This window comes from Streptomyces sp. 13-12-16 (assembly GCF_002114215.1).
Taxonomy (GTDB): domain Bacteria; phylum Actinomycetota; class Actinomycetes; order Streptomycetales; family Streptomycetaceae; genus Streptomyces.
Map to the genome: position 1 here is coordinate 1 of NZ_NCTE01000128.1, position 9,017 is coordinate 9,017.

Annotated in this window: 10 protein-coding genes and 1 riboswitch; of the genes, 4 read left to right on the forward strand and 6 right to left on the reverse strand. The window is 71.9% G+C overall.

Features of this window, described 5'->3' with window-relative positions; all coding sequences use genetic code 11:
* A partial coding sequence (locus B7767_RS05985) for an amidase family protein (RefSeq protein WP_256923333.1) occupies positions 1-448 on the forward strand: 448 nt, incomplete at its 5' end.
* Positions 449-580: 132 nt separating this feature from the next.
* Positions 581-1,165 carry a flavodoxin family protein gene (locus tag B7767_RS05990; RefSeq protein WP_085571214.1) on the forward strand — a complete coding sequence of 195 codons (585 nt, stop codon included), beginning with the start codon at positions 581-583 and terminating at the stop codon, positions 1,163-1,165.
* Between the two features lie 13 nt (positions 1,166-1,178).
* Here the strand turns inward: B7767_RS05990 and B7767_RS05995 are convergent, their stop codons facing one another.
* The 5 genes from B7767_RS05995 to B7767_RS06015 all read right to left on the reverse strand — a co-directional run bounded on the left by B7767_RS05995 (position 1,179) and on the right by B7767_RS06015 (position 5,687).
* A complete protein-coding gene (locus tag B7767_RS05995) occupies positions 1,179-1,364 on the reverse strand; it encodes a hypothetical protein (protein ID WP_085571206.1) in 186 nt (61 codons plus the stop codon).
* Positions 1,328-2,197: an ABC transporter permease gene (locus B7767_RS06000; protein ID WP_085571207.1), complete on the reverse strand. Its 870-nt coding sequence runs from the start codon at positions 2,195-2,197 to the stop codon at positions 1,328-1,330. Before B7767_RS06000 ends, B7767_RS05995 begins: the two co-directional genes overlap by 37 nt.
* Positions 2,184-3,158 carry an ABC transporter ATP-binding protein gene (locus B7767_RS06005; protein ID WP_085571208.1) on the reverse strand — a complete coding sequence of 325 codons (975 nt, stop codon included), beginning with the start codon at positions 3,156-3,158 and terminating at the stop codon, positions 2,184-2,186. Before B7767_RS06005 ends, B7767_RS06000 begins: the two co-directional genes overlap by 14 nt.
* Positions 3,159-3,215: 57 nt before the next feature.
* Positions 3,216-4,436, reverse strand: a complete 1,221-nt coding sequence (locus tag B7767_RS06010) for an outer membrane lipoprotein carrier protein LolA (protein ID WP_085571209.1) — start codon at positions 4,434-4,436, stop codon at positions 3,216-3,218.
* 240 nt (positions 4,437-4,676) lie between these two features.
* On the reverse strand, positions 4,677-5,687 hold the full coding sequence (locus B7767_RS06015; protein WP_085571210.1) for a polyprenyl synthetase family protein: 1,011 nt from the start codon (positions 5,685-5,687) through the stop codon (positions 4,677-4,679).
* 574 nt (positions 5,688-6,261) lie between these two features.
* Positions 6,262-6,429: riboswitch (cyclic di-AMP (ydaO/yuaA leader) on the forward strand.
* A gap of 5 nt (positions 6,430-6,434) precedes the next feature.
* Between B7767_RS06015 and B7767_RS06020 the strand changes: the two genes are divergently transcribed.
* The gene (locus B7767_RS06020) at positions 6,435-6,929 is read left to right on the forward strand and encodes a transglycosylase SLT domain-containing protein (protein WP_085571211.1); all 495 of its coding nucleotides are present in this window, start codon (positions 6,435-6,437) and stop codon (positions 6,927-6,929) included.
* Here B7767_RS06020 and B7767_RS06025 read toward each other — a convergent pair.
* A complete protein-coding gene (locus tag B7767_RS06025; protein ID WP_085571212.1) occupies positions 6,893-7,765 on the reverse strand; it encodes a Cof-type HAD-IIB family hydrolase in 873 nt (290 codons plus the stop codon). The genes B7767_RS06020 and B7767_RS06025 overlap by 37 nt on opposite strands.
* 222 nt (positions 7,766-7,987) lie before the next feature.
* On the opposite strand from B7767_RS06025, the gene B7767_RS06030 reads away from it, so the two are divergent.
* A partial coding sequence (locus B7767_RS06030) for a GNAT family N-acetyltransferase (RefSeq protein ID WP_085571213.1) occupies positions 7,988-9,017 on the forward strand: 1,030 nt, incomplete at its 3' end.

Below are 9,017 nucleotides of genomic sequence, written 5' to 3' on the forward strand. Positions count from 1 at the left end.
ACCCGTCGCCCTGGCCCGGACGGCGGTGAACCGGCTGGTCGACACCGGGGCCGTACGGCTCGTACGCCCCTCGTCGCCACCGCGGCTCCTCGATCCCGCCCCGGCCTGGCTCGCCCTGCGCACCCCCGGCGCCGACCCCGCCGGCGCCCGCCGCGTCCGGGCGGAGAACGACCGGCGCCTGAACGCCCTCTTCGCCCGTACCGACCTGCTGCTCACCCCTACGACGCCCACCGCACCGCACGGTCACGACGGCCCCGGTGAGGTCTACTCGACCGCCCTCACCTGGGCGTTCAACGTCAGCGGGCACCCCGCGCTGAGCCTCCCGGCCGGGTTCGGCGCCGACGGCTGCCCGGCGGGGCTCCAGCTGGTGGCACCGCGCGGGCGGGAGGATCTGCTGCTCGCGGTGGCGACGGAGGCGGAACGGCGCGGGGGCACCACCACCGGCTGAGCAGCCCGCGGAGCCACGCCGTCCCTTCCGGCATGCCGCCCCTTCCCCCATGCCACCCCTTTGACATATAGATGCACACGCATATGATGCAGATGCCTGCAATTGATGCACGCCGAGTATCTGGGGATGATCATGACTCGTCGTTTCCTCTTCGTCCTGGGCAGCGCCCGCCCCGACGGCAACACCGAACTGCTGGCCCGCCGGGCCGCCGAACAGCTGCCCCCGGACGTGGAGCAGCAGTGGATCGACCTCGCCGCCCTTCCCCTGCCCGACTTCGAGGACCTGCGCCACGACAGCGACCACGTCCGCCCCACCGAGGGCCCGGTGGCGCACCTGCTGGACGCCACCCTCGCGGCGACGGACATCGTGATCGCCTCACCGCTGTACTGGTACTCGGTCTCCGCCCAGACCAAGCGCTACCTGGACCACTGGTCGGGCTGGCTGCGCACCCCGGGACTGGACTTCAAGGCGACCCTGGCGGGGCGCACCCTGTGGGGCGTCACCGCGCTCGCGCACGAGGAGCCGGAGGTCGCGGACCCGCTGGTCGGCACGCTGAACAACTCGGCCGCGTACATGGGGATGCGCTTCGGCGGGGTGCTGCTCGGCAACGGCAGCAAGCCGGGCGACGTGCTCAAGGACACGGAGGCGCTGGCGCGGGCCAAGACGTTCTTCGCGCAGGACGCCCCACTCGCCCGCTTCCCGTACGAGGCCGGCTGACACCGGCGCCGCCTCACCGGCCGAGCCGTTCCTCGCCCGGGGCCTCGCCGCCGATGTGGGCGGCGAGCCTCCGGGCACGCTCCGGATCGCCGGACTCGGTCACATGGACGAAGACGGCGTGGTCCTCGGTCCGCTTGTCGCCGTACTGCGCCTCGTCCTTCCCTACGCGGTGATGTCCTTCGCCGTGAACCGCGCCCACGCCGCCGAGCCGAACACGGCCGCGTAGAGGGCCTGGAGACCGAGGTTCTTCGTCAGGTCGTCCCAGTAGACCGGTTCGCGCATCAGGTCGGCGAAGGACAGCCAGTAGTGGGAGAAGAGGTAGGGGTGCAGGGCGTGCAGCTGCGGGATCTGGTCGACGATCTGGACCGTGATCAGCAGCCCGACCGTGGTCGCCATCGCCGCGATGCCGCTGTTGGTCAGCGTCGATACGAACAGGCCGAGCGCCGCCACCCCGATCAGTGACACGGCGACGACCAGGGCGATCAGCAGCGCTCTGGCCAGCCCCTCGGAGAAGCTGATCCGGGTGCCCGAGATGGTCGTGAGATCACCCAGCGGGAACAGCAGCGCGCCGGTGATCAGCGCCGAGACGGCGACCACGAGGGTGGCGACCAGACAGAAGGCCATGACCGTCGCGTACTTGGTGAGCAGCAGGCGGCTCCGCCCGGCGGGGGCGACCAGGAGGTAGCGCAGGGTGCCGGCGTTCGCCTCGCCGGCGACGGCGTCGCCCGCGACGACCCCGATCGCCATGGGCAGGAAGAACGGCAGCGTGGCGGCGAGCGCGGTGAAGACCAGGAACAGGCCGTTGTTGGTGATCTGCGAGATGAACGCCGGCCCTCCCCCGCCCCCGCCACCGGCCGACGAGCCGTCACCGGTCTCGATCCGCACGGCGATGCCGACCAGGACCGGCACCGCGGCCAGCACCCCGAGCAGGGCGAGGGTGCGCCAGCGCCGGAAGGTGGTGAGCAGCTCGCTGCGGAACAGACCGAGGGTCCACAGCGGGCTCGCCCCGCGCACCGCTTCAGCCCGCGACATCGAAGCCCTCCCCGGTCAGCGCCACGAACGCGTCCTCGAGCGAGGCCCGTTCCACCCCGAAGCCGCGTACCCGGACGCCCGCCGTCACCAGCGCCGCGTTCACCTCGGCGAGGTCGCGCCCGGGCACCTCGCCGGTCACCCTCTCCCCGTCCACGACGACATCGGCGACCCCCTGTTCCTTGAGCACCCGGGCGGCGTCCGCCGGGTCGGGTGTGGTCACCGCCAGCCGGCCCCGGGCGCCCGCGGCCAGGTCGGCGACCGGGCCCTGGGTGATCAGCCGGCCCCGGGCCATCACGGCGGCGTGCGTGCACACCTGCTCGATCTCGTCGAGGAGGTGGGAGGAGAGGAAGACGGTGGTGCCGTCCGAGGCCAGTTCGCGCACCAGCGTGCGGATCTCCCGCATGCCCTGCGGGTCGAGGCCGTTGGTGGGCTCGTCCAGGACGAGCAGCCGGCGCGGCTGGAGCAGGGCGGCCGCGAGGCCGAGGCGCTGCTTCATGCCGAGGGAGTACGCCTTCGCCTTCTTGCCGGCGGCGGCCGTGAGGCCCACCCGGTCCAGGGCGGCGGCGACGCGGGCGCGCCGGGTGCGCGGGTCGGCGGTCGGGTCGGCGGCGTCGTAGCGCAGGAGGTTGTCGCGGCCGGAGAGGAAGCCGTACGGGGCCGGGCCCTCGATGAGGGCGCCGACGTGGGGCAGCACGGCGCGCGCGGAGCGCGGCATGGGGCGCCCCAGGACGTGCGCCGTGCCGGAGGTCGGCTCGATCAGACCCATCAGCATGCGGATGGTGGTGGTCTTGCCGGAGCCGTTGGGGCCGAGGAAGCCGAAGACGCTGCCCGCCGGGACGGTCAGGTGCAGACCGTCGACGGCGAGCTGTCCGCCGCGGTAGCGCTTGGTGAGCGCGCGGGTGGTGATGACTCCCTCACCCGCGTGCACCCCGTCCGGCCCGCCGGCGGACGTCTCGCCCATCGGCTCCCCCGTTCCCCGTCACGTCGTCACGTCGTCATGTCGTAAGGCCCCGGGGTCTTACTTCCCCGCGTCGGCCGCCTTCACGAGCGCGTCCTTGGTGACGGCGCCCACGTAGACCTTGCCGTCCTCGGTGAACAGGGCGTTCACCAGGCGGGTGCTGAACACCGTGCCGGTGCCGAACTCGCCCTCGACCCGGTCGCCGAGCGAGCCGAGGAAGCCGTCGAGGTCACCGCCGGCCTCACCGGTGGGCAGGCCGCCCTCGCCGCCGGTGTCGAAGGTGGCGACGGTGTTCCAGCCCTCGCCGAGCATCTTCAGCCCGTCGAGGCCCTTGGCCAGGTCCTCCTCGGACTTCGGGGCGTTCTCCGGCTTCCCGGAGTGCTCCCGGCCCCGTTCGAGTTCGCCGTCCTCGGTCACCTCGGCGCCCTTGGGCGGGGTGAAGTCGAACGTCGAGGCGGCCGGCTTGTCGAAGCTCACCTTGGTGAAGCCGACGTCCACGACGGCCGCGCCGCCGCTCGACGGGGTGAGCGTGAACTTCAGCGGCATACCGGTCTCGTGGTCGACGGCGATGCTGATCACGCCGACCGTGGAGCCGGACTGCCGGGGCTTGACGACCAGCTTGTACGCGTCCCGGCCGGCCACCTGGGCGGTGCCGTCGACGGTCACGGACGTGGTGTCGTCGACCGCCTTCAGCGCCTCCTCGGCGAAGTCCTCCGGGGTGGCCGGGGGCTGCCGCTCCCGGTCCTCGCCGGAGGCGTCGACGGTGCCGTGGTAGACCTCGTTGGAGCCGCTGTCGTAGCCCCAGACGTCCTTGCCGTCGTGGATCAGGCTGTACTCGGCGGCGTTCTCCAGGAGCGACACCTTCTGCCGGTCCGGGCCGTCGGCCGCGACGCGCAGGGTGTGCGTGCCGGAGGCCAGTTCGGTGAGCTTGGCGGACGGGTCGGCCGAGGAGCCGCCGTCCTCGCCCTGCCCCATGGCGCCGGACGCGAGGCTGTTCTCCAGGCCGCCGAGGTTCGGCAGACCGAGGTCCGTGGTGATCTTCACGGTGCCGGACAGCTGCTCGACGTCCGACTTCGCGATCTTCTCTATGAGCTGCGCGGCGGTGATCTCCGGCAGGTCGGGGTCGCCGGAGCTGGCGATCGCGGGGACGAGCCCGATGGTCGCGGCCGCCACTCCCATCACCGTGACCGGGACGACGTACCGCGCGGCCCTGCGCCGTCCCGTGCGCGGCTCGTCGGCCTCCCGCGCGGTCGTCGTGTCGTCGGATTCGTACGGTGCCATGTGTGCCCTACCTCCGTGGTCGGCGGCGGCTTTTCGTCTCGTGACCTCGCACCAGTCTCACCCTGAGCCGCCATTCTCACTCGAACCGGTGAGAAGTGGTGTTGTCCGTCGTGGTCCATCCGACCAAATCCGGCAGGCGGATTCGTCAGCCCCCGGACGCAACTTCACGTACTGCTGGGGTATGACACGGAGGGCGGTTCCGTCCCCCGACCAGTAGGGGTCGGAGGAGTCCGGGCCGGCTCAGCCCGCGCGGTGCACCACCGCGTCGCACAGCTGCACGAGTGCCGTCCTCGCCTCGCACTCCTCCAGCGGGGCGAGGGCCGCGCGCGCCTCCTCGGCGTAGCGCACGGTGTCCCGGCGGGCCTGCTCCAGCGCGGGGTGGGCGCGCAGCAGCCGCAGCGCCTCGGCGTGCCGGGCGTCGTCGGTGAGGTCGGAGTCGAGCAGCTCGCACAGGGCGATGTCGTCGGCGAGGCCCAGCCGGGCCGCCCGTTCGCGCAGCCGCAGCACGGGCAGGGTGGCGATGCCCTCGCGCAGGTCGGTGCCGGGGGTCTTGCCGGACTCGTGGGAGTCGGAGGCGATGTCCAGGACGTCGTCGGCGAGCTGGAAGGCGACGCCGAGCCGCTCGCCGTACTGGGTCAGCACGTCCACGACCGTCTCGTCGGCGCCCGACATCATCGCGCCGAACCGGCAGGCGACGGCGACCAGCGAGCCGGTCTTGCCGCCGAGCACGTCCAGGTAGTGGTCGACCGGGTCGCGGCCGTCCTGCGGTCCCGCGGTCTCCAGGATCTGCCCGGTGACCAGCCGCTCGAACGCCTCGGCCTGCACCCGCACGGCCTCCGGACCGAGGTCGGCCAGGATGTGCGAGGCCCGCGCGAAGAGGAAGTCGCCGGTGAGGACCGCGACGGAGTTGCCCCAGCGGGCGTTCGCGCTGTCGACGCCGCGCCGCACCTCGGCCTCGTCCATCACGTCGTCGTGGTACAGCGTGGCCAGATGGGTGAGCTCCACGACCACGGCCGAGGGCACGACACCGGGCGCGTAGGGGTCGCCGAACTGGGCGGCGAGCATCACGAGCAGCGGGCGGAACCGCTTGCCGCCGGCCCGCACCAGGTGCTGGGCGGCTCCCGTGATGAAGGGGACCTCACTCTTGGTGGCCTCGAGCAGCCCTTCCTCGACAGCCGTCATTCCGGCCTGGACATCGGCTTCCAGAGCCTGGTCCCGCACGCTCAGCCCGAACGGCCCGACGACGGTCACGAGGGGTCTCCTGTCTGCTGGTGTCCACTGGCGGTTACACGGAATGTCGATAGGTCGCTGCCATCACTCAAGTCAGCGTATCCGGTCACGTTTCGATCACCGCCAGCGCCCAGGGTTACGGGCAGGGCGGTACGGGATCGGGAGCGGAGTGCTTTTGATCGGCTGATAACAACGGACATTCCTTTACTTTCCCGGACGTATCGATCCACTCCTCGATCCGGCTCCCGGCCCACTCCCCGGACCCCGCCTCACCACGCGAACCATCCTGCCCGGCCCGGCGTCCGATTTGCCGCAAATACCGAGCTAATTCCTCTTGGCGAAAAATGCATTCACAGGCAATCCCCAGTGAAGTGGGTCACGCGCGATCCGGCACCCCCGCCGCCCGCCGCCACTCACCTTCCCCCTTTCCCCGACGCCGAGTTGACCCTTGGCAGTAGCAAAGGATCAAGCACCCCAAAACCCCCATCACAAGATCAAACGGCATCTTCCGTGACGCCCGCACTTGTTCCCGACATGTGCTCTCGCATACGTTCCGGGCCTGCCGGGTGGACGCCTAATCCTGCCGCCGCCCGCATCACACCCGACGACGAACTCAAGACGGCAGGAGTGGGGGACCCAGGTAGGCCGCCGCACCGGACATCGCACCGGGACGGCTAGGGGTGAAGCCATGCCCGCAGGGGCACGGCCGGGCACTCTCCCGCCCGAACCCGACAGCTCACCTCGCAGGCGTAGGAGAGGAACCCAGACATGCCTGCTTTCGGTCAGCTCAGCCGCTTCGGCAACCGCCGCCTCGCCCGCTCCCTCGCCGTCGCCGGCACCGGCGTCGCCATGGCCGCCCTGCCGCTGCTCGGCGCGACCGGCGCCTCCGCGGCCACCACCGAGCCGACGACGCCGACGACCGCCGCCTCCGTGACGGCGTACCCGGACAACCTCGACGGCTGGATCCGCGAGTCGCTGGACATCATGGCGCAGCAGGGCATCCCGGGCAGCTACGACGCCATCCACCGCAACATCATGCGCGAGTCCTCCGGCAACCCGTACGCCATCAACAACTGGGACTCCAACGCCGCCGCCGGCACCCCGTCGAAGGGTCTGCTGCAGGTCATCGACCCGACCTTCGCGGCCTACCACGTGCCCGGCACCGCCTTCGACCCGTACGACCCGGTCGCGAACATCACGGCGGCCTGCAACTACGCGGCCGACCGCTACGGCTCCATCGACAACGTCTTCGGCGCGTACTGAGCCACCCGCTGACGGGCGAGCGTCATCGCCCCGCCGAACAGTCGCTCGAGGACGACGGCCACGCCGTCGTCCTCGTTCGACGTGGTGACCTCGTCCGCCACCGCCTTCAGTTCGGGATGCGCGTTGGCCATGGCGACGCCGTGGGCCGCCCAGTCGAACATGGGGACGTCGTTCGGCATGTCGCCGAAGGCGATCGTCCGCGCCGGGCTCAGCCCCAGGTGCTCGGCGGCCAGCGCCAGCCCGGTCGCCTTGGTCACCCCGCACGGCTGGAGCTCCACGGTGCCCGGCCCCGACATGGTGACCGTGGCCAGTGACCCGACCACCGACCGGGCCGCAGCCGCCAGCGCGTCGTCGGACAGGTCCGGGTGGCGCAGCAGCACCTTGCTGATCGGCCGGTCCCACAGCTCGGCCCGCCGCTCGACCCGTACCGCGGGCAGGGTCGGGTGCGGCATCAGATAGCCGGGCTCGATCAGCGTCAGCCCGTCGACCCCGTCCTGGTCGACCGCGGCGTACACCTCCCCCACCTCGGCCTCGATCTTGCCGAGCGCCGTCTCCGCCAGTTCCCGGTCCAGTGTCACGGACCACAGCAGCCGGTGCGCGCCGGCGTCGTACACCTGCGCGCCCTGTCCGCACACCGCGAGCCCCGTGCAGCCGAGGTCGTCCAGGAGCGGCCGCACTCTGGGGGCCGGCCGCCCCGTCACCACGAGGTGCCGCGCGCCGGCCCGCTCCGCCCGCGCGAGCGCGGCGAGGGACCGGTCGGAGAAGGTGTCGTCGCCGCGCAGCAGCGTCCCGTCCAGGTCGGTGGCGATGAGTGAATACGCGGTGGGTGCGGCCATGATCAGAGAATACGGACAACCCGACGGTCCGATTCACCGTGCCCGTTTGCGTTCGCTTTCGGTACGGTTCCCCTTCTCCCGGCGCCGGGTAAGGACCGGTTCAGGTCTCTTTCACCGTTTGGCAAGAACATCGTCCGCTATCTACCGTCCGCCCGGTCCGGGGCGGTACCTTCCAAGGGTCCAGGGGGGACTTGATCGGGGGGTCAGGTGAGCAGTGGACGCATGCGTGTGCTGAGGCCCGGGGAGCTCGGCGAGGGGGAGCGTGAGCGCTGGCGGGAACTGCGCGCCGCGACGGACGCACCGCGCAACCCGTTCATGGAACCGGAGTTCAGCGTCGCCGTGGCCCGGGTGCGCCCGCGGGCCCGGGTCGCGGTGCTGTACGAGGGTGCGCAGCCGGTGGGTTTCCTGCCGTACGAGCGGGGTGCGCTGGGGCAGGGCCGGGCGATCGGGCTCGGGGTGTCGGACTGCCAGGGCGCGGTCCTGGGCCCCGGTGTCGCCCTGGAGACCGCCGAACTGCTGCGGGGCTGCTCGCTCTCGAGCTTCGCCTTCGACAACCTGGAGGCGGACCAGGGGCTGTTCGTGCCGTACGCGGCCGAGGAGCACGCCACCTACGTCATCGACGTGGAGAAGGGCTACGAGACGTACGAGTCGGTGCTGCGCACCCAGTCGCCGAAGTTCCTGAGGACCACGCTGGCCAAGGAGCGCAGGCTGGGCCGCCGGGCCGGAGCCGTGCGGTTCGTCTTCGACGAGCGCGACCCGGCCGCGCTGCGCGCGCTGATGGAGTGGAAGTCGGCGCAGTACCGCAGGACCGGGCGGCGCGACCGGTTCGCGCAGGAGTGGATCGCCCGGCTCGTGGGCCGGCTCGCCGGGACCCGCGCCGCCCAGTGCACGGGCACGCTGTCGGTCCTGTACGCCGGTGACCGCCCCGTCGCCGCGCACTTCGGGCTGCGCTCGGCGTCCGTCCTGGCCTGCTGGTTCCCGGCGTACGACCCGGAGTTCGCGAAGTACTCGCCGGGTCTGGTGCTGCATCTGCGGATGGCCGAGGCGGCGGCGGCCGAGGGCATCGGCCTGCTCGACATGGGGCGCGGTCCGGCCGCGTACAAGGACTCGCTGAAGACCGGCGAACTCGCCGTCTACGAGGGGGCGGTGACCCGTCCGGGTGTGGGCGCCGCGCTGCACCGGCTGAGCCGCGAGCCCGCGCGCCGCGCGCACGGCTTCGTCCGCGCCCGTCCGCGCCTGGCGGCGCTGGCGG

Bases quoted from the DNA above. Each gene is read 5' to 3' on its own strand.
- B7767_RS05990 (WP_085571214.1), top strand. From the start codon at position 581: ATGACTCGTCGTTTCCTCTTCGTCCTGGGCAGCGCCCGCCCCGACGGC.
- B7767_RS06000 (WP_085571207.1), bottom strand. From the start codon at position 2,197: ATGTCGCGGGCTGAAGCGGTGCGCGGGGCGAGCCCGCTGTGGACCCTC.
- B7767_RS06005 (WP_085571208.1), bottom strand. From the start codon at position 3,158: ATGGGCGAGACGTCCGCCGGCGGGCCGGACGGGGTGCACGCGGGTGAG.
- B7767_RS06010 (WP_085571209.1), bottom strand. From the start codon at position 4,436: ATGGCACCGTACGAATCCGACGACACGACGACCGCGCGGGAGGCCGAC.
- B7767_RS06020 (WP_085571211.1), top strand. From the start codon at position 6,435: ATGCCTGCTTTCGGTCAGCTCAGCCGCTTCGGCAACCGCCGCCTCGCC.
- B7767_RS06025 (WP_085571212.1), bottom strand. From the start codon at position 7,765: ATGGCCGCACCCACCGCGTATTCACTCATCGCCACCGACCTGGACGGG.